The sequence below is a fragment of the Rhizobium terrae genome, assembly GCF_003425685.1.
Classification (GTDB): domain Bacteria; phylum Pseudomonadota; class Alphaproteobacteria; order Rhizobiales; family Rhizobiaceae; genus Neorhizobium; species Neorhizobium terrae.
Genome location: NZ_QJKM01000018.1, coordinates 41,125 through 65,227 on the forward strand (window position 1 = coordinate 41,125; position 24,103 = coordinate 65,227).

General features: G+C 62.0%; 19 protein-coding genes and 1 pseudogene. 5 read left to right on the forward strand and 15 right to left on the reverse strand.

The features are described 5' to 3' along the window. Positions 1–34: 34 nt before the first annotated feature. Together DMO26_RS27085 and DMO26_RS27090 are read right to left on the reverse strand one after the other, a co-directional pair. Positions 35–2,377: a PAS domain-containing sensor histidine kinase gene (locus DMO26_RS27085; RefSeq protein WP_117195504.1), complete on the reverse strand. Its 2,343-nt coding sequence runs from the start codon at positions 2,375–2,377 to the stop codon at positions 35–37. A gap of 469 nt (positions 2,378–2,846) precedes the next feature. Beyond that, complete coding sequence (locus DMO26_RS27090; protein ID WP_117195442.1) at positions 2,847–4,046, reverse strand: MFS transporter; 1,200 nt, start codon at positions 4,044–4,046, stop codon at positions 2,847–2,849. Positions 4,047–4,166: 120 nt separating this feature from the next. Here DMO26_RS27090 and DMO26_RS27095 point away from each other — a divergent pair, with 120 nt between their 5' ends. Further along, positions 4,167–4,718: a TetR/AcrR family transcriptional regulator gene (locus DMO26_RS27095; protein ID WP_117195443.1), complete on the forward strand. Its 552-nt coding sequence runs from the start codon at positions 4,167–4,169 to the stop codon at positions 4,716–4,718. Between the two features lie 14 nt (positions 4,719–4,732). On the opposite strand, the gene DMO26_RS27100 is transcribed toward DMO26_RS27095, so the two are convergent. Then, positions 4,733–5,197 carry a winged helix-turn-helix transcriptional regulator gene (locus DMO26_RS27100; RefSeq protein WP_117195444.1) on the reverse strand — a complete coding sequence of 155 codons (465 nt, stop codon included), beginning with the start codon at positions 5,195–5,197 and terminating at the stop codon, positions 4,733–4,735. A 126-nt stretch (positions 5,198–5,323) separates the two neighbouring features. Here DMO26_RS27100 and DMO26_RS27105 point away from each other — a divergent pair, with 126 nt between their 5' ends. Then, on the forward strand, positions 5,324–6,043 hold the full coding sequence (locus DMO26_RS27105; RefSeq protein WP_117195445.1) for a hypothetical protein: 720 nt from the start codon (positions 5,324–5,326) through the stop codon (positions 6,041–6,043). 15 nt (positions 6,044–6,058) lie between these two features. Here the strand turns inward: DMO26_RS27105 and pepN are convergent, their stop codons facing one another. Continuing rightward, positions 6,059–8,707 carry an aminopeptidase N gene (gene pepN, locus DMO26_RS27110; RefSeq protein ID WP_117195446.1) on the reverse strand — a complete coding sequence of 883 codons (2,649 nt, stop codon included), beginning with the start codon at positions 8,705–8,707 and terminating at the stop codon, positions 6,059–6,061. Positions 8,708–9,018: 311 nt separating this feature from the next. Between pepN and DMO26_RS27115 the strand changes: the two genes are divergently transcribed. Next, a complete protein-coding gene (locus DMO26_RS27115) occupies positions 9,019–9,957 on the forward strand; it encodes a DMT family transporter (protein ID WP_117195447.1) in 939 nt (312 codons plus the stop codon). A 70-nt stretch (positions 9,958–10,027) separates the two neighbouring features. Here the strand turns inward: DMO26_RS27115 and DMO26_RS27120 are convergent, their stop codons facing one another. The 6 genes from DMO26_RS27120 to DMO26_RS27140 all read right to left on the reverse strand — a co-directional run bounded on the left by DMO26_RS27120 (position 10,028) and on the right by DMO26_RS27140 (position 14,821). Then, entirely contained in the window at positions 10,028–10,663 is a 636-nt protein-coding gene (locus DMO26_RS27120; protein ID WP_117195448.1) for a DUF2272 domain-containing protein, read from the reverse strand. A gap of 152 nt (positions 10,664–10,815) precedes the next feature. After that, entirely contained in the window at positions 10,816–10,968 is a 153-nt protein-coding gene (locus DMO26_RS33885; protein WP_162895070.1) for a hypothetical protein, read from the reverse strand. Between the two features lie 25 nt (positions 10,969–10,993). Then, positions 10,994–11,185 (reverse strand): hypothetical protein, encoded by a 192-nt coding sequence (locus DMO26_RS27125; RefSeq protein WP_117195449.1) that lies wholly within the window; start codon positions 11,183–11,185, stop codon positions 10,994–10,996. A 174-nt stretch (positions 11,186–11,359) separates the two neighbouring features. Next, entirely contained in the window at positions 11,360–12,259 is a 900-nt protein-coding gene (locus DMO26_RS27130; RefSeq protein ID WP_117195450.1) for a uracil-DNA glycosylase, read from the reverse strand. A 235-nt stretch (positions 12,260–12,494) separates the two neighbouring features. Next, positions 12,495–13,787: an Hsp70 family protein gene (locus DMO26_RS27135; RefSeq protein WP_117195451.1), complete on the reverse strand. Its 1,293-nt coding sequence runs from the start codon at positions 13,785–13,787 to the stop codon at positions 12,495–12,497. Positions 13,788–13,930: 143 nt separating this feature from the next. After that, positions 13,931–14,821: a LysR family transcriptional regulator gene (locus DMO26_RS27140; protein ID WP_117195452.1), complete on the reverse strand. Its 891-nt coding sequence runs from the start codon at positions 14,819–14,821 to the stop codon at positions 13,931–13,933. 104 nt (positions 14,822–14,925) lie between these two features. On the opposite strand from DMO26_RS27140, the gene blaOXA reads away from it, so the two are divergent. After that, complete coding sequence (blaOXA, locus tag DMO26_RS27145; protein ID WP_117195453.1) at positions 14,926–15,732, forward strand: class D beta-lactamase; 807 nt, start codon at positions 14,926–14,928, stop codon at positions 15,730–15,732. Between the two features lie 171 nt (positions 15,733–15,903). Here the strand turns inward: blaOXA and DMO26_RS27150 are convergent, their stop codons facing one another. From DMO26_RS27150 to DMO26_RS27170, 5 genes and pseudogenes are all read right to left on the reverse strand, one after another. After that, entirely contained in the window at positions 15,904–19,035 is a 3,132-nt protein-coding gene (locus tag DMO26_RS27150) for an efflux RND transporter permease subunit (RefSeq protein ID WP_117195454.1), read from the reverse strand. Continuing rightward, positions 19,032–20,294 (reverse strand): efflux RND transporter periplasmic adaptor subunit, encoded by a 1,263-nt coding sequence (locus DMO26_RS27155; protein ID WP_117195455.1) that lies wholly within the window; start codon positions 20,292–20,294, stop codon positions 19,032–19,034. Before DMO26_RS27155 ends, DMO26_RS27150 begins: the two co-directional genes overlap by 4 nt. Before the next feature lie 191 nt (positions 20,295–20,485). Then, a pseudogene (locus tag DMO26_RS27160) lies at positions 20,486–20,685 on the reverse strand (hypothetical protein). 82 nt (positions 20,686–20,767) lie between these two features. Next, entirely contained in the window at positions 20,768–21,118 is a 351-nt protein-coding gene (locus tag DMO26_RS27165) for a hypothetical protein (RefSeq protein WP_117195456.1), read from the reverse strand. Positions 21,119–21,234: 116 nt separating this feature from the next. Continuing rightward, complete coding sequence (locus DMO26_RS27170) at positions 21,235–22,023, reverse strand: SDR family oxidoreductase (RefSeq protein WP_117195457.1); 789 nt, start codon at positions 22,021–22,023, stop codon at positions 21,235–21,237. A gap of 273 nt (positions 22,024–22,296) precedes the next feature. Here DMO26_RS27170 and DMO26_RS27175 point away from each other — a divergent pair, with 273 nt between their 5' ends. Then, a complete protein-coding gene (locus tag DMO26_RS27175) occupies positions 22,297–23,958 on the forward strand; it encodes an electron transfer flavoprotein-ubiquinone oxidoreductase (RefSeq protein WP_117195458.1) in 1,662 nt (553 codons plus the stop codon). The last annotated feature ends 145 nt before the right edge of the window (positions 23,959–24,103 follow it).

Below are 24,103 nucleotides of genomic sequence, written 5' to 3' on the forward strand. Positions count from 1 at the left end.
ATGGTATCGCCTTGATATACCGGCCAGGATCGCCTCAGGCGACCCTTTTGCGCATCACCGGCATCACCAGGTCCGGAATGTGCAGCGAGACGACTGTGCCTTCGCCGACGCGGGATTTGATACGCATCTTGCCGCCGTGCAGCGCGATCAGCGAGCGGGAGATGGCGAGCCCGAGGCCGGAGCCGCCCTTGCTCTTGGCATATTGGCTCTGAACCTGTTCGAAGGGCTGGCCGATCTTGGAGAGCGATTCCTTCGGGATGCCGATGCCGGTATCGGCGATGGTCAGCACCACGCCCTTTTCCAGCCGGCGCGCGCGCAATTCGATCCTGCCGCCCTCGTTGGTGAATTTCACGGCATTGGAGAGCAGGTTGAGCATGACCTGCTTCAGCGCCCGGCGGTCGCCCACCATGTCGAGCCCGTCGCAGAGACGCTGGCGGATGGCGATCGCCTTGTCTTCCGCCGCGATCGACGTCAGTCTGAGGCTTTCCTCGATCAGCGGCTTGAGGTCCACCGGCTCGCACTGGATGCGCATGTGGCCCGCTTCGATCTTCGACATGTCGAGAATGTCGTTGATGACGTTGAGCAGATGTTTGCCGCTGTCGTGGATATCCCGGCAATATTCCGAATATTTCGGCGAGCCGAGCGGACCGAACATGCCGTTCATGAGGATTTCCGAGAAGCCGAGGATGGCGTTGAGCGGCGTCCTCAACTCGTGCGACATGTTGGCGAGAAATTCCGATTTCGCCTGATTGGCGGCTTCGGCCCGCTCCTTTTCCGCTTGATAATTGGCGTTGGCGATCGACAGTTCCGATTTCTGCCGCTCCAGCTTCTTCTGCGAGGAGGAGAGGTCGCCGATCGTCGCCATCAGCCGGCGTTCGGATTCGCGCAGGCGTTCCTGGTGGCGCTTGAGGAGCGTGATGTCGGTGCCGACCGAGACCATGCCGCCGTCGCGCGTGCGGCGTTCGTTGATCTGCAGCCAGCGCTCGTCGGCAAGCTGCACCTCTGTGGTGCGGGAAAGGCCGCTGATGTCGGGGTCCGCGACGCGCCGCTCGATGACCGGCCGGGCCGCCGCAAGGTTCACCGCGGCGCGTTCGGTGCCGGGCACCAGGACGCTGTCAGGCAACCCGTATGCCTGCTGGAAATGCGTGTTGCACATAACAAGCCGGTCGTTCTTGTCCCACAGCACGAAGGCTTCCGATGTGCATTCGATCGCGTCGGCTAGCCGCTGGTCGGCTTCCGCGTAACGCTGGGCGAGACGGTGCTGTTCGGTGACGTCCATGGCGATGCCGATGACATGGGTACGGCCAGCCGCCGTCTTCACCACCTGCGCACGGGCGCGCATCCACACATAGTGGCCGGCGGCGTGCCGCATGCGGAATACCTGATCGACCTGTTTGGCGTTGCCGCGGCTGATCGTCCTGGCAAGCGCATAGATGTTGTCGTCGGTCGGGTGCATCATCCTTGCTGCATCCGAAAACGAGATGACGTTGCCGGCCGGCGGCAGGCCGAGCATCTCGTACATCGAGCCGGACCAGAAGAGGCGGCGGTTGGTGACGTCGAAATCCCAAAGCCCGCAGCGGCCACGTGACAGCGCTGTTTCGATGCGCAGGTTGGATTCGACGAACGTGTCGTCGGCATCGCGGGCGCGCTTCACCTGCATGTAATAGGCATAGAGAATGACGAGCAGAATGGCTGAAATGCCGGTGAAGATGGTGACGTTGAGCGAAACTTCGTGACGCCAGAAGAGATTGATGTTTTCCAGCGAATGCGCCGCGACGATCAGCGCGCCGTCGCTGCCGACCGGCTGGATGGCGGCATAGTGCGGGATCTCATCGAAATAGGTTTCGATCACGCTGCTGTTGTCGCCGAACCGGCGGAGCGCGGCCATTTCCGGCAGGACGGAGGTGAGGCGCTGTCCCACAAAGCGGGAAACCTTGCCCCAGCCGCCGAAGACGCGCCCGCTTTCATCGACCAGCAGAATGAAAGCGCCGTCCTCCACGCGCTCCTTCGGGAGAATGGTGTTCAGCTGTGTTTCTGCAACACCGCGATCGGCGCTGGAAAACGTACCGGCATTTCCGGAAAACGCCGCCCGTGCCGCGGAGGCCATCAGGGCGGTCGATTGCTGCGCCGCATCTTCCATGCGGCCGTGCTCCGACATGATCCCGAGGATTCGCGAGGCGGCGACGACGGCAAGAAACGCGATGATGAGGATCGGTATGGAGCGCTTGAGCACCAGTTCCACGCGCGGCACCTGCCGCGCTATGGGTTTCAGGGAAAGCCGCGCCTCTTCGGGGAGGGAGCGCCCCAGGCCAACGAAGCTCGGAATTTTGAAACGCAACCGCCCCTCGGCCGCGGTTACCCGCTGCACGTCCGTCATCGTCTTCATGTAGTCCCTCGTGGTGATTCGAGGCGCCGCTCGCCCGAATCTGACTTAATGAATCATTAGTGATTCTTCGTGTCCAGAGGGTTGCTAATGTTTTTTTAACGGTTTGATTCGATTGCGAATCGGGCAGCAATCATGCCCATCGGCCTGTTTCGGCGATGCAACCATCCGCTCCCAAAGGTGGCAAATCACCCGCGCAAGGCAAGGACTCTGGCCCTGTGATAGGCGTTAAGGACAAGCGCATCGCGGACCAGGGACATATCCCTCATGAGACCCCTCTCTCAATACGCAAAGCAACTGACGGCATAGGTGCGGCCGCCGTTTCGAGCGGTGACAGTGTCGCACCGCGGGGTTCTGCCGCCATGTTATTTGTCAATATGCGGAGCGGTTCTTCTGGTCGAAAAGGGCTGCCGGCGGGGAACCGGAGTCCCCACCGTCCGCGCGGGCGAGAGCGGCCTTCGCGTCAGACGGCCGGGCTTTCGACGAGGCTGGTGCGCGTGGCGGCGATCGAAATCATCGCCAGCAGGATGACGACGGCGCCGTAGAGATAGGCGGTCATCGAGAGCCCGAGCACTGGCGCGGCAAGCCCGGCAACGATCGCGGGAATTGCAAATGCGAGATAGCTTTCCACCAGAAAGGCGGAGAGAAGTTCGGCCCGTTCGTGGCCCTCGGCGAGCGGCAGGACGATCTTCAGGATGTTCGAAAAAATCGATCCGAGGCCAAGACCTGCGACGGCCGTGCCGAGGAAAAGAAGTAGGACCGTCTGTTCCTCCACGCCGGCAAGCGTGATCAGGACGCCGATGATCAGCCCCGCCGTCGCTGCGGACAGAACACGCTGCGGCGCAAACGCGCGGAAGGCGAAGACCGAGACCGTGGCGCTCAGCATTGAGGTTGCGACGACCGCTCCGCCGATGAAGGGCGAGGTGATGCCGGTGGTGACCGCAACCAGAGACGGCATCAGCGAGAGATAAAAGCCGGCGAGCGCCCAGCCGGCGACATTGACCGGCGTGACCCTGATGAGTGGCCCGCGGGCACGGCGCGGCACGCTGATACGCGGCCGCATGGCGGCAAGCGCTCCGGGCCGTCTGGCGGCGGTTTCGGGCATGAAGGCGAGCGCGATGATGCCGGCGAGGGTCGCCACGAGCAGGACCGCATAGGTGAGGAATGTCGGCGCGGGTGCGAAAGCGACGAGCGTACCGCAAAGCAGCGTGCCGATCATCAGGCCGAGGAAGGCGGTGATGCTGTTGAGGATTGGCCCGTGCCGCTTGTTTGTGTCGAGGATCGTGGCGCCGAATGTCGGAAAGGCGATGCCGGTGGCAAAGCCCTGGACGATACGTCCCGCCATCAGCATGGGGCCGGAGTCGGCGAAGATGAAGATCACCAGCGCGGCGGCGTTGATGGCAAGGGCGGCGAGGATCAGCGGTCGGCGCCCGACATAGTCGGAAAGCCCGCCGAGCGTCAGAAGTACGGCGAGCAGGGCGAAGGCGTAGGAGCCGAAGATCAGCGTGATCATCGCCGACGGGAGGTGGAAGAGCTCCTGATAGAGGTGATAGAGCGGGGTCGGCGCGCTGCTGCAAACTGAAATCAGCACTGCAAACACGAAGCTGTAGACCGTCATCCGGTGGGCAGACGGAGATGTGGCAGTGGGGAGGATGCTGTTCATAGGGCTCACCTAAACGCAAATTTTTAGCGTTAGCGGCATGTAGTTGCATTCCCGCACTAATGCAATATCTTTGCATTAAAGAGATATTATTTTCCGGCAGGACGCCGGCAAGGAGAAAAAATGGCCAGGGAGATGTTGCGGCAGGGCGGGAGGAGCGCCCGCATTCAGGCCGAAGTGCATCGCACGGTGCAGGAGCTTTTGAAAAGCATGGACCGCAGCGAGATCACTGTGCCGATGATCGCCGAGAAGGCAGGTGTCACGCCGTCGACGATCTACCGCCGCTGGGGCGATCTATCGGAACTTCTGGCGGACGTAGCCGTCGCCCGCATGCGGCCGATCGCCGATCCGGAGGACACGGGCGCGATGGCCTCCGATCTGGAGGCCTTCATCCTGCAATATGTGGAGGAAATGTCTTCAAGGGTGGGGCGCGCGCTGCTGGCCGACGTACTCGGAAGCCTGGAAAGCGATGCTCCTGTCAAATGCTGCCAATACACCTATCACCATCTGGAAACGCTGCGAGAAAGGGCCTTAGCGCGAGGCGAAACGCCCTTCGACATCGACAACGCAATCGACTTCGTCGTCGCACCGATCGTCTATCATATCCTGTTCGGCGACCGCGAGCTTGCGCCCGACTATTGCCGGGCGCTGGTCTCGCGTTTTTTTGTGAAGTGATCCCGCCGAGGCCGCTACGCATCCGCTGACGACAGCCTGGATGCGAGGCGGAAATCACGCGGACCCAAAAGGCGTCCGTCGGCCGCCTTAACCTGCAGCGCCTTGATCGGCGCGCCGTCGATCGTGTCCACCATTTCGGTATCCATCTCACCCGGTTCGAAACAGTTTTCCTCTCCCCACTGCCACAAAGCGACAAGCACAGTATAGAGCTTCTCGCCTTTCGGCGTCAGGACGTAGCGAGGGCTCGAGAGGGAATCCGGATGGGCTTCGATGGCAAAAATCCCTTGCTGGACGAGCTTTTTCAGTCTTGCCGATAGGATGTTCTTGGCAAGACCGAGATTCTTATGGAATTCGCCGAAACGCTGATACCCGCGGAATGCATCCCGGACGATCAGAAGCGTCCACCAGTCCCCAACGACCTGGAGACTGCGTGCGATGCCGCAATTGGCTCCTTCCAGATTGATTTTCCTTCCCTTCATCCGGCGTTCTCCGAGATATGAGGATGACATGCAACCAAGGTTGCAAATTTAAACCGAATGAGATTACATGTCGATGGGTTTCAAAATTAAACCGAAGGCTGTCTGCTGTTGAAGGAGAAGACGGACATGAGCGATTTGCTGGAACTTGCCGTTGCGGCGCATGGCGGTTGGGACCGTTGGCGCGAGGTCAAGAAGCTGACGGCCCGGATTTCCGTCGCCGGAACGATGTGGCATCTCAAGGGTTGGGCGGGTGTCTTTTCGGACGTCGCCGTTTCGATCGATCCGCATCGCCAACATGCCGAGTTTTGGCCGTTCATCAAGGCGGGCCATCACAGCGAATATGAGCCTGCCCGGACGGCCATCCTCGGTGATCGGTGTGAGGTGCTCCAAGCGCGGGAGCAGCCGCGGCTGGCTTTCCAGGGGCACGTGATCCAGACCCCCTGGGATGCACAGCACCTGGCCTATTTTTCGGGATATGCGATGTGGACGTATCTGACGACGCCGTTCCTCTTCGGGCTGCCCGGTTTCATTGTCGAGGAAATAGAGCCCTGGGACGAACACGCGGAAATCTGGCGACGGCTGAAGGTGACCTTCCCGCCGAGTGTCGCCAGCCATTCCACCGAACAGATCTTTTATTTTGATGCAGGCGGAAATCTGCGCCGGCACGACTACAGCGTCGAGATCATGGGCGGGACGTCCAGCGCCAACTATGCGACCGAGCCCAGGACCTTCGGCGGCCTCGTCTTCCCCACCAAACGCCGCGTTTATTCCATCGGTCCGGACAACCGGCCCATCCTAGACCGCGTTGCAGTCGCCATCGACATCAACGGAATCGATGTAGAATAGCCGGAGGCCCCAGGGTCACCCCTTCAGCATGCGCTCGACGATATCGCGCACGTCGGTCGAGAGCGCTTCTGCTCGTTCGATCGTCGAAAGAGCCGAGCGGGCATGATCGGCGCGCTGCGTCTCCAGCGACCGCCAGGACCGCATCGAGGTGAGGATGCGGGCTGCAAGCTGCGGGTTCTTGGGATCGATCGAGAGAATCTGTTCGGCCAGGAAGCGGTAGCCCTCGCCGTCGGCACGGTTGAAGCCGGTCGGGTTGGCAAAGGCGAAGGTGCCGATCAGCGAGCGGACGCGGTTCGGATTGGTGGCGACGAAACGTGCGTTCTCCATCAGCGCCTTGACGCGGGCGAGCGCGCCGACCCCCGGAATGGTCGCCTGGATCGAGAACCACTTGTCGATGACCAGCGCATTGCCGTCGAACCGCTTCAGGAACGTGTCGAGCGCCCCGGTGGCTTCGACCGAATCCGGGAAGCGATGCGCCAGCAGCGTCAGCGCCTGCGCCAGGTCGGTCATGTTGTCGGCCGCCGCGAAGGCTTCCGCTGCACGGGCGGGCGTTCCCTCCGCATAGCTCAGGTAGGTGAGGGCGCTGTTGCGCAAGGCCCGCTTGCCGGCGCTTGCCGCATCCGGCGTATAGGGACCTGCGACTTTCATCTCCTCGAAGAGCGCCAGGAATGTCTTTTCTCCGGCCTTGGCGATCGCCGCAAGGATGGCATTCCGTCCTGCATGGATCGCATCGGGGTCGTTGTTGGAGCCGAGCTCGCGGGCGATGTCGGCTTCGCTCGGCAGCGTCAGCGCCTGGGCGCGAAAAGCGGGCTCCAACGCTTCATTGGCAGCCGCTTCGAGAAGGGCCGAGATCAGGGCAGGATCACAGGTGATTTCCTTGCCTTCACGTGCATCGCGGGCCGCCTGCATGAGGTTCGGGATCGCAAGGTCGGTGAGCGCCTGCCAGCGGGCGAAGAGATCCGTGTCGTGGCGGGCGATATGGGCAAGATCGGCCGGTGTCTGGTCGAGATGCAGGTTGATCGGCGCCGAGAAGGAGCGGTTGAGCGACAGGACCGGACGGGACGAGATGCCCGAGAAGGTGAATGTCTGCTTGCGCTCGGTCAGATGCAGCACGTCGCCGGTCACTTCCCCGCCCTTGACCGCGGTCGGTGCGGCGGGCGAGCCGTTGTCGAGGATCAGCGAGAAGGAGAGCGGAATGTGCATAGGCTCCTTGGCCGACTGGCCGGGCGTTGCCGGGATCATCTGTTCCAGCGACAGCGTGAACGTGCCGTTTGCCTGATCGTAGTCGCTCGAAACGGTGACGAGCGGCGTGCCGGCCTGGTGGTACCAGAGCGAAAATTGCGTGAGGTCACGACCACTTGCATCTTCGAAGCACTTGACGAAGTCCTCGACCGTCGCGGCCTGCCCGTCATGACGCTCGAAATAGAGATCCATCCCCGCCTTGAAATCCTTCGCGCCGAGCAGCGTGGCGATCATGCGGGTGACTTCGGAACCCTTTTCGTAGACGGTCGTCGTGTAGAAATTGTTGATCTCGCGGTATTTCGTCGGGCGGACGGGATGCGCGAGCGGCCCGCCATCCTCCGGGAACTGTTCCGATTTCAGGTGCCGCACCTCAGCGATGCGCTTCACCGGGCGGGAGCGCTGGTCGGCCGAGAATTCATGGTCGCGATAGACGGTCAGGCCTTCCTTGAGGCAGAGCTGGAACCAGTCGCGGCAGGTGATGCGGTTGCCGGTCCAGTTATGGAAATATTCGTGGGCGATGATCGCCTCGATATTCGCATAGTCCTGATCGGTCGCCGTTTCCGGATCGGCGAGCACGTATTTGTCGTTGAAGATATTGAGACCCTTGTTCTCCATCGCCCCCATGTTGAAGTCGGAGACGGCGACGATCATGAAGATGTCGAGGTCATATTCGCGGCCGAACCGCTCCTCGTCCCACTTCATCGAGCGCTTCAGCGCGTCCATCGCGTAAGCCGCGCGGGCTTCCTTGCCGTGCTCCACATAGATCTTCAGCGCCACTTCGCGTTCGGACATGGTGACGAACGTGTCTTCCACGACGCCGAGATCGCCGGCGACCAGCGCGAAGAGGTAGCTCGGCTTCGGATGCGGATCGAACCAGGCGGCAAATGCGCGGCCTTCGTCATATCCGGCGCCGCCGAGGAAGTTGCCGTTCGACAGCATGACCGGGTTGGCGGCCTTGTCGCCGATGATGGTGACCGTATAAGGCGCCAGCACGTCCGGCCGGTCGGGGAAATAGGTGATGCGGCGAAAGCCTTCCGCCTCGCACTGGGTGCAGTAGACCCCGTTGGTGCGGTAAAGACCCATCAGCTGCGTATTGGCTTCCGGGTTGATATAGGTGGTGACGGTAATCTCGAAAGGCGTCTCCGCCGGTAGGTCGCGGATCGTCAGCTTTTCCGGCGTGACCTCGTATTGGCTGGTTGGCACCTCGTTCTGGTCGAACAGCAGGCCTGAAAGCGTCAGTTCGTCACCGTCGAGCACCAGCGGCGCCGACGGATCGACGCCTTCGCGCCGATGGAATATGAGCCGGGCATCCACCTTGGTATTGGTGGGATCGAGCTCGAAGGTCAGATCGACGCGTTCCAGGACGAAATCTGTCGGGCGGTAATCTGCCAGATGAACGATCTGGCCCGTATCTGTTCGCATGTTGCTTCCTGAAACCGGCTCTTCGAATGGGCATTGGGAGCGCTCGCATTGCTGCCTGAAAGCCCTCCACCGTTGCCGCGGGGATAATTGCACGCAATGCTAAACGATTGTTGAAACTTTGGCTAAATTAAACCTCATTTTGTTCTTGTATATTTCGCGAAACTTTTCCGCGGGTCACCGATATTGATCGACCTATCACCAGTTTTGATCCCGCTCACAGCACTTTTCCGTTACTGTGCCGACAAACTGAATCCTCCCCTCCCATGTTAGGCTTCGTTTCGAATGCAGCCTGAGATTCCAATGAGTTGTTGATGGCTGCCGATGCCCTGAATCCCCTGCGGGGGATCCTGTTCAAGGTCACCTCCGTGGTGGTCTTCGTGATGATGCAGACCTGCATCAAATCCGCAGGCCCCGACATCCCGGCCGGCCAGATTACCTTCTACCGCTCCGCCTTCGCCATCGTGCCGATCATCATCTATCTGGCCTATCTCGGCGAACTCAACGGCGCCTTCCGCACCGCAAGCCCGTTCGGGCACCTGAAGCGCGGCTTTCTCGGCATCATGTCGATGATGTTCGGCTTCTACGGTCTCGTCCACCTGCCGATGCCGGATGCGATCGCGATCGGTTATTCCTCGCCGCTGCTTGCGGTGGTCTTCGCCGCCATCTTCCTCAAGGAAACGGTGCGCATCTACCGCTGGACCGCCGTCGTGGTCGGCATGATCGGCGTGGTGATCATCTCCTGGCCGAAACTCACGATGTTCGAAGAAGGCGGCATGGGGTCGGAACAGGCCATGGGGGCGGCCGCCGTCATCATGTCGGCCGTGCTCGCCGGTTTTGCGATGATCCAGACGAGACAACTGGTGCGCACCGAAAAGACCGCGACGATCGTCATGTATTTCTCTTTGAGCGGTGCCGTCTTTTCTTTGGCAAGCCTGCCCTTCGGTTGGGCCAGCTTGGACCTTGCGGAAGCGCTGTACCTGATCGGCGCCGGCATCTGCGGCGGGGTCGGCCAGATCCTGCTGACCGAAAGCTATCGCCACGCCGACGTCTCGACGGTCGCGCCGTTCGAATATACCTCGATCCTGCTCGGGATCGGCATCGCCTATGTGCTATTTGCGGATGTGCCGACACCGCCCATGCTGATCGGCACGGCGATCACGGTTTCGGCGGGGATATTCATCATCTACCGGGAGCACCAGCTCGGGCTGGAGCGGAAGGCGGCGCGCAAGGCCTCGCCGCCGGGGGCGTGAGCCATGATGGCAAGGTTGGCCCGCCACGCTGGAGCCTGTGTGACGAGAAGTCGTATCTATCGCCGGACCATCACAACAGACATTCCAGGATGGCGATCCAGGGCACTTCGCGCTGGGCGCTGTTCAACCTGTCGCGCAGATAGCCGGTGTCGGTTAGCCTCAGCTTCTTCTGGTCGACGTTGTTGGTGATGTTGCCACCGATCGTGATGGCGTGCGTGCTGGTGATATCGATGACGATGTCGCCGTGCGAAGGGTAGAAGCTGTCCGCTTCATAGACCAGCGTCGCCTGGTCATAGTCGTAGGCATTAGCATATTCGCGGCCCGCGACGATGATATCGCCGACCTGGGGTTTGTATTGGTCAGTCCGGCGGGCGGCGTAACCGAAATTGCCGATCACCCCGTTGGCCTGGTCCATGGCCTTTTTCACGTAGTGGCAATGGGCTTCCGTGTAGAGAAATTTGTTTCCCGCTCCGGCGTCCTTTACTCTGGAGCAGACGAACGCCGAGGACCATGCCGGACGGACGCCCCTGACGATAGTCCTGCCGTCGAGGTTATTGTTGCCGATGGCCTGCCAGTATTGCTTGACGAAGAGATAGTAGTCTTTGCTGTGCTGGGGTCGTCCCCAAGTTTCCCGCCCGGCCCCGTTGTCCCATCGGGCATATTCGGCCTTGCAGGTATTCACCAGATCGGTCGTAAATTGCGTCATTGCCTCCCCCGTGAAGTGATAACCATCGCGCGCTTTTATTGAGGGCGCAATTTATGGGGGAGTCAAGTGATGGTTGTGATAGGCCTGTCAAAAACCCACCGGTAGCATCATGCCGCCGGCGGAATCGCTTTTGATCGAGGATCTTCGGGTCGTTAAAGCGGGATGGCGGCGGTGGCCGGGTTCGCCTTTTCGGCGGCGTTGCGCGCAGCGCCGGCGTGGCTGAATTCACGCGAGGCATTCACGGCGGTGCCGATGTGATGCAGGCTTTCCCGCAGGGTACGGATCGGGTGGAGGAGGGCCGTCATGGCAGCTTCCTTTGTTCTGTGACGCTCAGCGCTCGCGGAAATCGGCGAAGACGGCAGCCGGACGGGTGATGCCCATCGGGCGCGCCATGGCGCGGGACGTCATCTGCTCGTTGGTGGCCGAGCCGAAACGGTGATAGCCCTGCGTGGCACGCGGCGCGAGGCCGGCGGCGCGAAGGGTTTCGAAGCCCGAATGGATCGGGCGGAAGCGGGTCGTCATTGCCTTGGTTCCTTAAACCTAGAATTCCTCCCAAGACACGCCATTAATATTGCAGCGCAGCATCGATTCTGCAATGCAGCGGAACGCCGCGCTGCCATGCGCTAAATGCATGGCATTTTTCATATTTTCGTAACTTTGTGCTAAATCGGCACAAGCCGCTCAAAATCTGGGCGCTCAATGGCTCGAAATACGGCTTTTGAAGGCCAGCAGGTCCTGCCAGGCCAGCGCCTTGTTGGCGGGGGCGGCCAGCAGTTCCTGGGGATGCAGGGTGGCGATCGCCGAACTATTGATCCCTGCGACCGAAATGTCACGCCACTGGCCGCGCAGCGAATGGATCGTGCCCGCGCCCAGGAAGAATCGCGCCGGAAAGTTGCCGAGCAGCAGCATGAGCCTGGGTTCGGCAAGCGCGACCTGCCGCTCCAGGAAGGGCCGGCAGATGTCGAGTTCGGCATCCGAGGGCATGCGGTTTCCCGGCGGCCGCCAGGGAATGATGTTGGTCAGCAGCACCGCCTCGCGCGACAACCCGATTGCGCCGAGCATCCTGTCGAGAAGCTGGCCCTGCCGGCCGGAAAAGGGAATGCCGTCGCGGTCGTCGTCGGCATTCGGCATCGGCCCGATCACCATGATGCCGAAGGCCGGATTGCCGCTCGCGAAAACGGTGGAACGGGCGCCGTTCTTCAGGTTGCAGCCGTTGAAGGCTTCGAGCGCCGTCTTCAGTTCGGGAAGCGACCGGGCGCTTTCCGCCGCGAATCGCGCCGCTGCGACCGCTTCGCCATCCGGCACGGCGACGTTGGCGGGAGGTGCGGACGGCGCCGGGGCAGTGCGGTTCCGTGCCGGACTACCACCATCCGATGGGGCCGCTTCTCTCGGTCGTGTGGATTCGCTCTGCTGCGCCGGCTGCTGCTGCCGCGCACTCGCCGGCATGCGCGCTTCCGCCTGTGCGGCCTTCTGCGCCGCGAACTGCGCAAACCGATCCACAGGCTCTTCCTCGACAAGCCATTCGACGCCCGAATCCGCATAGAAATGCAGGAGGGCGGTCAGCGCCAGTGCGTCGAGATTTTGGGCAGCGTTCATGGACTCGCTTTTACAGCATGTCGGCCGAAAGTGGGAATCTGTTTGATGGTGAGATGATGTCGGACGAGGAATTCGGAGCACAATCCCCTCACTTGCGGTTTCCAACACTTAGATAACGGTGCAGCACCCGCGGCACCCTACCTCTCCCCTCTGTGGGAGAGGTTATCAAATCATGATCTTAGCTTCAGCTAAGTCATGGATTTTGTGGGTGAGGGGATCACCCGCTTTTCTCATTTCACGCCGCCCACTGTTGCACGTCGTCGCTCTCGCCGATCAGCGCCAGCCCATGCGCGATCGACAGCAGTTCGCCGCCGCTCTCGATCTTGCCCGCATCAAATCGGCGGGTGAAGATGCGCCGCACCGCCGGCACGAAGGATGTGCCGCCGGTCAGGAAAACCTTGTCCACCGCTTCCGGCGGCGTGCTGGTCTTTTCCAGCACTTCGTTCAGCGCCCCTTCGATCTGGGCGAGATCCTCGGCGATCCAGCTTTCGAAATCCGCACGTTTGACCGTCTTGCGGCCAGCCTTGCCGAGCGGCGCGAAGTTGAATTCAGTCTCGTCGGCGCCTGACAGCGCCATCTTGGTGGCCGAGATCGCCTGGTAGAGCGGGTAACCTTCGTCATGTTCGACGAGATCGATGAAGAGTTCCAGCTTTTCCGGATCGAGCGCCGAGCGGACGAGCGATTTGAGGTCCGCGAATTCGCGGCTGGTCTTGAAGATCGACAGCTGGTTCCAGCGGCTGAAATTGGTGTAATAGCCGGCCGGCACTTCCAGCACCTTGTCGAAGCTCTTGAAGAACGTGCCCTTGCCGATCTCCGGCGCCACGAGGTTCTCGATCATCCGTGCGTCAAAATGATCGCCGGCGATGCCGACGCCGGAATGGCCGATCGGGAAGGCCATCAGCTTGCCGGCCCTGCGCTCGAAGCGGATCAGCGAATAGTCGGTCGTGCCGCCGCCGAAGTCGGCGACGAGAACGGTCGCATCGCTCTTCAGCGTCTGGGCGAAATAATAGGCGGCCGCCACCGGCTCGTAGACATAGTGGATTTCCGGAAAGCCGAGCCGCGTCAGTGCCGCGTTGTAGCGCTCGGTGGCGAGCTTCGCGTCCGGGTTGGCGCCGGCGAAATGCACCGGCCGGCCGGCGATCAGCCGCGAGACGTCGCTCGGCCAGTTGCCGTCCGCATAGGTCTTCAACCGCCTGAGGAAGATCTCCATCAGGTCTTCGAAGACGTGCCGGCGGGCGAAGATCAGCGTGCCCTGGAAGAGCGCGCTTGCCGCAAAGGTTTTGATCGACTGCAGAAAACGACAGTCGCCGGGATTGTCGATGAACTGGCGGATCGCTGCCTGTCCCGCCTCCACCTTCAGCGCCTGCGCCCCCATGACCGGGTCCTTCATGAAGGACAGCGCGGTGCGCATCGTATCCGTCTCGCCGGCGCTGCTGGTGAAATGCATGGAATGCGTGGCAGCACCCCCGTCCGCCAGCGCCAGAACCGTATTCGTCGTGCCGAAATCAAGCCCGAGCGCCCGTGCCATGGCCGTGCTCCTTATATCCACCGAAGATCATTGAACCGGAACCGACAGGCCCCGAACGCGAAAAGGGCGCCTTGTCTTGCGCCCGGATTTTTTGAGAGGGCGCGTGATCGCACAAGGGAAGGCGGATGGCAAGCCCGGAAACCTCAGTTTTCCGCCTGTCGCCGCGTCTCCGCCGCCTGTTCGGCGAGCCAGTTGCGGAACATTTCCATGGCGGGCGTCACGGGGCGGGATTTCAGGCGGATCAGCCAGTAACTGCCCTTGGAAATATAGATGTCGAACGGCTGCTCCAGCGCGCCGGCGGCGAGCTGGCGGGAAAACATCAAGGGCGGAGCAAGCGCCACGCCGGCACCCTGGATCGCCGCCTCGATCATCAGCACCGAACTGTCGAACACCATGCCCCGGAGCGGCGGGGAGGGGATGCCCGCCGCCTCGAACCAGCTTGGCCATTCGTCGGCGCGATAGGAGCGGAGCAGCGTCTGGTGTGCCACGTCCTCCGGGCTTTTGAGCTGCCCGGCGATCGAGGGGATGCAGAGAACGGAAAGCGGCGCCTCGAACAGCGCCTCCGCTGCGATATCGTGCCAGGCGCCATTGCCGAATTTGATCGTGTAGTCGAGCCCTTCGGCGGCGATATCGACGCGGTTGTTGTTGGTGGAAAGGCGCAGATCCACGAACGGATATTTCTCCCGGAAATCGTGAAGCCGCGGCAAAAGCCAGCCGACCGCCAGCGTGCCGACCGCGCCGAGCTTCAGCACCTCGCGCACATGTCCGCCTTCGAACCGTTCCAGCATGTCGGCCATGCGGTCGAAGCTCTCCTGCAGCGAGGGCAGCAGCGCCAGCCCTTCCTCGGTGATCATCAGCCCGCGCGGCAGGCGGCGGAACAGCGTCACCCCCAGCCGCTGTTCCAGAAGCTTCACCTGATGGCTGACGGCGGCCTGCGTGACGCAGAGTTCGATCGCCGCGCGGGTGAAGGAGAGGTGGCGTGCGGCGGCTTCGAAGGCGCGCAGCGCATTCAGCGGCAAATAAGGCCGGACCATGGCAATGCCCTAATTAAATTCATGCCTGACCGCAGATATCATCGTTTGATTGGGGCTCGCAAGCCGACCTAGAAAAGCGGCGTCAAATCATTTGGAGCACGATCATGGTCTTCAGAAATTCTCTTCTTCTTGCCGGATTGCTTGGGCTTGCGGCCACTTTTCTCGATTGCGTCTCGGCCCGCGCCGCCGATCCGATTCGCTGCACGGTCATCATCGACGAGCAGAGCGGCGATACGCTCTATCGCGAGGGTACATGCGACCAGGGCTTCTATCCGCAATCGACCTTCAAACTGCCTTTGGCCATGATGGGTTATGATGCCGGCATCCTGACCGATGCGCAAAACCCCCGCTGGAAATACCAGGCGAAGTTCGGCGGCCCGGAACGGGTGAAAAAGGATGTCGATCCGCTGATCTGGGAAAAGGATTCGATTGTCTGGTATTCGCAGGAACTGACCCGCAAGCTCGGCGCCAAAGCTTTTGCCGATTACGTCAAGCGCTTCGGTTACGGCAATACCGATGTGTCCGGCGGCCTGATGGAGGCGTGGCTGATGTCGTCGCTGAAGATCTCCGCCGATCAGCAGGTGCAGTTCATCCGCCGCTTCCTCACCGGCCGCCTGCCGATCTCGGAGAACGCCGTCGACATGACGCTCGCCGTCATCCCGCATTTTCCGGCCGCCGACGGCTGGGACATCCAGGGCAAGACCGGCTCCGGCTGGCTGCGCGACAAGGCCGGCAAGACGGATTATGACCGCCCGCTCGGCTGGTTCGTCGGCTGGGCGATGAAGGACGACCGGCGGGTGATCTTCGCGCGGCTGCTGGTGGATACCAAGCGATACAAGGGCGATCCGATCAGTTTCGTGGTGCGGGATGGGCTGATCAAGGATTTCCCGAAGCTGGTAGAGGGGTTTTGAGGCTTGGTTGCCCCTCACCCTAACCCTCTCCCCGTGATGACGGGGAGAGGGGACGTGCCGCACGCACAGTCGGCGTTGGGCAGACCGGTGCGGCATATCTCTTATGCCCGTCATCGCAGGCAGAAGGGTCCGCACGACGCAGCCGGATGAGGGGCTATTCCGACGCCCAACTCACTCCGCCGCAATCGCCGCCGGCATGTCCTTCTCGTCATTCGCCTCATGCCGGTCGTCCTTCCCCCGGCTGAACATCCTCCCCAGGAACCGCCCGAACCGATCCATCTCCACGAAGATCACCGGCGTGATGAACAGCGTCAGCGCCTGGGAGACGATCAGCCCGCCGACCACCGCAATCCCAAGCGGCTGGCGCAGTTCCGACGAGGCGCCGGTGCCGAGCGCGATCGGCAAGGCTCCGAGCAATGCGCAGAAGGTGGTCATCATGATCGGCCGGAAGCGGCGCACGCAGGCCTCGTGGATCGCCGCGGCGGGCGCCTCGCCCTTCGAGCGCATCGTCTCCACCGCCACGTCGATCATCATGATGGCGTTCTTCTTGACGATGCCGATCAGCATGAGCAACCCGATCAGCGCGATGATCGACAGATCGAAGCCGAAGAGTTTTAGCGCCAACAGTGCCCCGAAAGCGGCCGCCGGCAGGCCGGAAAGGATCGTCAGCGGGTGGATGAAGCTTTCGTAGAGCACGCCGAGCACCACATAGATGGTCAGCACGGCGGCCAGAATGAGCAGCGGCGTGTTGCCCTGGCTCTGCTGAAAGATCTGAGCCGTACCGCCGTATGACGTGAACACGTCGTTCGGCATCTGCAGGTTGGCCTTGATCTGATCGATCGCGGCGGTGGCGTCCGAGAGCGACACGCCGGCCGGCAGGTTGAACGACACGGTGGTCGAGACGAGCTGGCCCGTCTGGTTGATCGTCACCGGCGCCGTCTGCCGCATTACCTGAGCAAAATTCGAGAGCGGCACGAGCGAACCGTTGGAGGACATGACGCGGACATCCCGCAGCATCGTGTCGTTCCATTGCTGCGTGTTGTCGAACTCGGTGATGACGTCGTAGCTGTCGCCGGTCGACTGGATTTCCGCCGCCGTGTAACCGCCGAAGGCCATCTGCAGCGTCTTGCGCAGTTCCTCGTCGGTGATGCCGAAGCTCGCCGCCCTTTCAGCGTCAACCTTGATATTGGCCTCGATCGCCGCATTCTGGGCATCTGATGTCACGTCGGTAAAATGCGACCGGTCGGCCCGCATCGCGGCCTGGATCTTGTTCGACCATTCATCCGTCTGGCCGGCATTCAGCGCCTGGACCACAAGCTGATACTGGCTGGCGGTGGAGCGGCCGCCGAAGCGCAGGCTCTGCTGCGGCGTGATGAAGGTCTTCATGCCGGCGATCCTGGAGGTGGCGTCACGCAGTTCGCGCAGCGTTTGGTCGAGCGGCGGGCGTTGTTCGCGGTCCTTCAGTTCCACCCAGATCGTGCCGTTGTTGAGCGGGCTGCGCCCGCCGCCGCCGACGATCGAGGTGACATGGGCGACTGCCAGGTTTTTCCCGACGATCGCCGCAACCTGTTGCTGCAGGTCGCGCATTGCCGGATAGGAAATGTCCTCCCGGGCGCGGGTCGAGACGGTCAGGCGGCCGATATCCTCCTGCGGAAAGAAGCTCGTTGGCAGCGTTCTGAAGAGGTAGACCGAGCCGCCGACCGAGGCGAGGAAGACGAGGAGGATGATCGCCGGGTTCCCGAGGCACCAGCCGACTGCCCGGTCGTAACCCCTCAGCGCGCGGCTGAAACCGGTATCGAAGACGCGCACGATCAGGCTCGGTCGGTGATGCGCATCGGAGAGTTTCGAGCCGAGCATGGGCGTCACCGTCAGCGAGACGATCGCCGAGGCGACGATGGCGAGCGCCACGACCATGCCGAATTCGTTGAACAGGCGGCCGACCACTCCGCCCATCAGCAGGATCGGGATGAAGACCGCGATCAGCGACACCGACATGGAAATGATCGTCGAACTGACTTCGGACGAGCCCTGGAGCGCCGCCTTCATCACCGGCATGCCGTCCTCGATATGCCGCATGATGTTTTCCAGCATGACGATCGCATCGTCCACCACCAGACCGACCGAGAGCGTCAGCCCGAGCAGCGAGATGTTGTCGATGCTGTAGCCGAGCACGTACATGGCGCCGAACGTGGTGATCAGCGACAGCGGCACGGCCAGGCCGGGCACGATCGTTGCCGTCAGCCGGCCGAGGAAGAGGTAGATCACCAAGACGACGAGCGCGATCGTCAGCATCAGCGTGAACTGCACGTCCGAGATCGAGGCGCGGATCGCCGTCGAGGCGTCGTTCATCACGTCGATCGAGACGGAAGCCGGCAGTTCCGCCGAAAGCCCCGGCAATTTCGCCCGCACCGCATCAACCACGTCCACGGTATTGGCATCCGGCTGGCGCTGGATCGCAAGGATGATCGACTGGCTGCCGTCGTACCAGCTGCCGGCGTCGAGATTGGCGACGCTGTCCTCAACGTCGGCGACGTCGCCGAGATGGATCGGCGCGCCGTTCGGCTGGGCGATGACCAGCGAACGGAACTGGCCGGCATCGGTCCGCTGGGTATCGGCGTTAATGGTCAGCCGCTGGCTGTTGTTTTCCAGCGAACCGACCGGCGCCTGGCTGTTGGCGCTTGCGATCGCATTGGTGACGGTGTCGACGCCGAGATTGCGGGCCTGAAGCTTGTTGGGATCGACCTCCACCCGCACCGCATAGGTCTGAGCCCCGAAGATCGAGACTTCCGCGACACCCGGCAATGTCGAGAGCGAGGGTGACAGCACGTCCTCGGCGATCTCGTCGACTTTGCTGCGGGGAAGCGTATCGCTCTTGACCGCAAGCAGCAGGACAGGCGCATCGGCCGGGTTCGTCTTGCGATAGCTCGGCGGTGTCGTCATGTTGTCCGGCAGTTGCCGGGTGGCATGCGAAATCGCTGCCTGCACGTCTGCCGCCGCCGCATCGATATTGCGGTTGAGGTCGAACTGCAGGACGATCGAGCTGTTGCCGAGCGAATTCGTGGCGCTGATCTCGCTGATGCCGGGGATCGTCTCGAACTGCTTGATCAGCGGCGTCGAAACGGCCGTCGCCATGGTCTGCGGCGAGGCGCCGGTGAGCTGGGCCGAAACGTTGATGGTCGGGAAATCCACCTGCGGCAGGGCGGCGACCGGCAGCAGCTGGTAGCCGGCAAGACCGGCGAGCACGGCGCCGATCGCAAGCAGGGTGGTGGCGACGGGGCGGCGGATGCAGAATTGCGGGATCATTGCGCAGCCCCTACGTCGGACGGCTGGTCAGCCGCCCTGGCCGCATCCCGCGCCGCGGTCGTCTTGTCCGGCTGGAACTGCTCGGCAACCGTCGCCCCGTCCGTCAGCTGTACCTGGCCTTCGACGACCACATGCGCACCGTCTTCGAGGCCGCTGTCGATCGCCGTGTCCGGCCCGTTGGAGCGGGCGATCTTGACCGGCGTCACATGCACCTTCCGTCCGTCGTCCACCATATAGACGAACGCACCGTCCACGCCCGGATTGACCGCGACTGTCGGCACCACGACGTTCTTCCGGTCGTTCTGGAAATGAACGGTCACGTTCAGCGACTGACCGGGCCACAGCTTGCCGTCGGCATTGTCGAACTTCGCCTTGGCGAGGATCGTGCCGGAAGCCGGATCGACGGTGTTGTCGAAGAAGCTCAGCATGCCCTTGGCCGAAGCGCCGCCGTCCTGCGGTACGGCATCGACGGCGATCGACTTCGCGGCATAGCCTTGCTTGAGCTGGCCGAGATAGGCCTCCGGCAGATGGAACTTCACATAGATCGGATCGTATTTGGCGATCGTCACCACCGCGGCGCCGGCGCTGAGATAAGCTCCCGCGCTGATGTCGATATCGCCGAGCCGACCGTCGAAGGGGGCGCGGATTTCGGTATGTTCGACAGCCACCTGGTCTGAAGCGATGGCCGCCTTGTCGCCGTCGACCGTCGCGGCCGCCGTGTCGCGGGCGGCCTTTGCCTGATCGGCCGTCTGCTGCGTACCGGCATTGCCGTGCAAGAGGTCGTTGGCGCGGGAAAGTGCGGTTGCGGCCTGTGTCAGCGTCGCCTGGTCGCGCACCAGCATGGCCTTGTCCTTGTCGAGCGCCGCCTTGGCGGTGCGGTCGTCCAGCTTGGCGATGAGGTCGCCGGCATGCACGAAGGCGCCATCGGTCGCGGCGATATCGGTGACGAGGCCCTGCTGTTGGGCGGCGATCGTGGTGTTTTCGTCGGCGTTCGCCGATCCTGCGGCGATGACGTCCACCGGCAGGATCTGCCGGGCGGCGGCGATCGTCCTGACCGTTGGCGGCGGCCCCCCACTGCCGCGCCGGCCCTGTCCGCCGCCCTGCTGGCGGTAGCTGTCGGCAGTGTCGGCCTGATTGGCCGATTGTTGGCCGGAGCCCTGGTGGAGATAGGCGGAGAGATACGGAACCCGGTCCCGGTACTCCCAGCCGGCTGCGCCTGCCATGACGACGATGCCCGTGAAAACCCATAGTTTCTTCATGAGGTGACCGCCTTGTCTCTATGGTGCTCGATGTCGCCTCCATCGAGCTGCCCATATTGCGGCGCAAAAAAGACCGGTTTCGCCCTGATTACTCACGAGCCGGTGACAGCGGATTAAATGTTAGTAATGAAGGGCTTAGATGAACTGGAGTTAATCTTTTTCGCGCTTGGGATGAAAATCCGTGCCTCTGGTCAGCGGATGAAGCGCCGCGCACCGAAGATCGCGATGCCAATAACGGCGGCGATCGCGCCGTTGATGATCCATGGCGTCTGGTTGATCATGAAGCTGGTCGCCGGATAGGGAAAATGCCGCTGCCTTGGCCGATCCAGATGAACCCGAGCAGGATGAGCACAACGCCGATCCACGAAAGTGCCAGTCTGACGATCCTCATGCAAAAAATCTCCAAGAGCGGGCTGCTCCGGAGATCATAGGATTTTAATCGGCGGACGGCGATACGCGATCGGTGGTGGCGATCACACGTCTTCGTAATACATGGCGATCAGCGATTTCGGTGCCGGTTCTTCGCCATCCGCCAGAAAGAAGCTGCCGGCGATGCGGGTCGCGGGCGAAAGGCTGTCGAGCAGGTTGCGGACCACCACGTCGTCCACGGCGCCCAGGCTGCGCGCATGGGTGATGCCCGAACGCCCCGGCATTGCTGCAGTCTCGTTGGAATGCCGCGTCGCCGCTTCCTTGGCGCCGGCAAACGATGTGAGCGCATTCTCGGTCGTAAGTGTCTGGACGATGGATGCCGCCGCCGAAAGTGGCGCGGTGGAGGGGCTACTGGGTGAAGGGGTTTCGGTCGCCCCCGAAATACTTTCGATCATGCCGGCGATCCTTTAATTTTGGGGGGCCGGCTTGTCTCTTAACTCAATCGAATTGAGATACCGCCAATGACGATATCTCAATTTTATTCAATATTTACAGATTGTCAGAGTGCGCTTCAGATCGAGCGTGAAGCGCCGCCATCGACCCGGAGCATCGTGCCGGTGACGTAGCTTGCCGGAACCGAGCAGAGGAATGCGCCGGCGGCGGCAAATTCCTCCACCTTGCCGAGCCGGCCGGCGGGGATTGTCTTCACCGATGCGGCGCGCACGTCTTCGAGCGATTTGCCCTGGCGCTTGGCGTTGGCGCCGTCGAGTTCGTCGATCCGGTCCGTATGGATGCGGCCCGGCAGCAGCATGTTGCAGGTGATGCCGAAACCGGCGACCTCCGCGGCCATCGTCTTGTTCCAGCCGACCAGCGCGCCGCGCAGCGTGTTGGAAAGCGCAAGATTGGGGATTGGCTCGAAGACGCCGGATGAGGCGACCGTCAGGATGCGCCCGAAACCCTGCTGCTTCATCTGCGGCAGGAAGGTATTGGTGAGCATGATGACGCGCAGGACCATGGACTGGAAGAAGGTATCCAGCTTGTCGGCGGTCATTTCCTCGGCCGTGCCGGGCGTCGGGCCGCCGGTATTGTTGACGAGGATGTCGATGCCGCCGAGCTTTTCCTTGACCGCGTCGACCATGGCCTCGATGAAATTGTCGTCGGAAAGATCGCCCCAGACCCAGTCGGCTTTGCCCTTGCCCTGATCGTTGATCCCCTTGCAGTTTTCCGCCAGCCGGTCGCCCGAGCGGCCGACGAGGAGAACGTTGGCGCCTTCCGCCGCGAGAGCCTTGGCGATGCCGAGGCCGAGGCCGCGCGACGAGGCGAGCACGAGGGCGCGTTTGCCGGTAAGACCGAGATCCATAGCTTTTCCTTCCCCAATTCCTGTCATCGGTTGTCGGGTCTTTATAGCAGCGGCGGGCGAGCGCGAAAGGCCGATCTTGCTTTCTTCCGTTCGCTCTCTATAAATGACGTGAACGTAAACGTAATATGCGAAAATGGAAAAGCCGTTTGCGCGAATGGCAAGGGCGACGGCGTTTTCCCGCCTCGACAAGCGGGGCAGGTTTTGTCAAGACAGGGTGCCTGCGAGAACGGGCGACGGAAAGATGCCGGGAGGGGCCGGCAAGCGGAGTTTGAGATGAGCGAACAGGAACTTCCAGAACGCGAGAGCATGGAATTTGACGTGGTCATCGTCGGTGCTGGGCCTGCGGGGCTTTCGGCGGCGATCCGCCTGAAACAGGTCAATCCGGACCTGACCGTCGTCGTGCTCGAAAAGGGTTCGGAAGTCGGCGCCCACATCCTGTCGGGCGCGGTGGTCGATCCGGTCGGCATCGATGCGCTTTTGCCGGGCTGGCGCGAGGAGGAGGGGCATCCCTTCAAGACGCCGGTGACCGACGACCACTTTCTGTTTCTCGGGCCCGCCGGTTCGCTCCGCCTGCCGAATTTCATGATGCCGCCGCTGATGAACAATCACGGCAATTACATCGTTTCGCTCGGAAACGTCTGTCGCTGGCTTGCGGAAAAGGCGGAAGGCTTGGGCGTCGAAATTTATCCAGGCTTTGCCGCAACCGAAGTGCTCTACGATGAAAACGGCTCCGTTAAGGGTGTCGCGACCGGAGACATGGGCATCGAAAGGAATGGCGAACCCGGCCCGAACTTCACCCGCGGCATGGAGCTTCACGGCAAATACGTGCTGATCGGTGAAGGCGTGCGCGGTTCGCTCGCCAAGCAGCTGATCCTCCGCTTCGACCTGCAGAAGGATCGCGAGCCGCAGAAATATGGCATCGGCCTCAAGGAACTCTGGCAGGTGAAGCCGGAAAACCATCGGCCGGGCCTGGTGCAGCACTCCTTCGGCTGGCCGCTCGGCATGTCGACCGGCGGCGGTTCCTTCCTCTATCATCTGGAAGACAACCTCGTGGCCGTCGGTTTCGTGGTGCACTTGAACTACAAGAACCCGTACCTCCACCCCTTCGAGGAATTCCAGCGCTTCAAGACGCATGGCGCGATCCGCGGCACGTTCGAAGGCGCGAAGCGGCTCTCTTATGGCGCCCGCGCCATCACCGAAGGCGGATACCAGTCGGTGCCGAAGCTCACCTTCCCGGGCGGCGCGCTGATCGGCTGTTCGGCCGGTCTCGTCAACGTGCCGCGCATCAAGGGCAGCCACAATGCGGTCCTCTCCGGCATTCTGGCCGCCGACAACATTGCCAAAGCCATCGCGGCCGGCCGCGCCAACGACGAGGTGGTCGAGATCGAAAACGAGTGGCGCTCGACGGCGATCGGCAAGGACCTGAAGCGGGTGAGGAACGTCAAGCCGCTCTGGTCGAAGCTCGGCACCGGCCTCGGCATCGCGCTCGGCGGTCTCGACATGTGGACCAATCAGCTCTTCGGCTTTTCCTTCTTCGGTACGTTGAAGCACGGCAAGACCGATGCGGCCTCGCTGGAGCCCGCCGCCCAGCACAAGAAGATCGACTATCCGAAGCCGGACGGGGTCCTGACCTTCGACCGCCTGTCTTCGGTCTTCCTCTCCAACACCAATCACGAGGAGGATCAGCCGGTCCATCTTCAGGTGAAGGACATGGGTTTGCAGAAACGCTCCGAGCTCGACGTCTTCGCCGGCCCCTCCACCCGCTACTGTCCCGCCGGCGTCTACGAATGGGTCGAGAAGGACGGCCAGATGACCTTCGTCATCAACGCCCAGAACTGCGTCCACTGCAAGACCTGCGACATCAAGGACCCCAACCAGAACATCAACTGGGTGCCCCCCCAGGGCGGCGAGGGGCCGGTCTATCCGAATATGTGAGGAAAACCGGCCAATTCTTTACAGTTTTTGCGTTTTGAGAGCCTGTAGCCACTGCCGTTGCGATCTTGGCTTTAAACGTGAAATTCGCTTAGCACTTCATTAACCATAATCTCCTTAATTTCGCGTCACCATCTTGACGCACTAA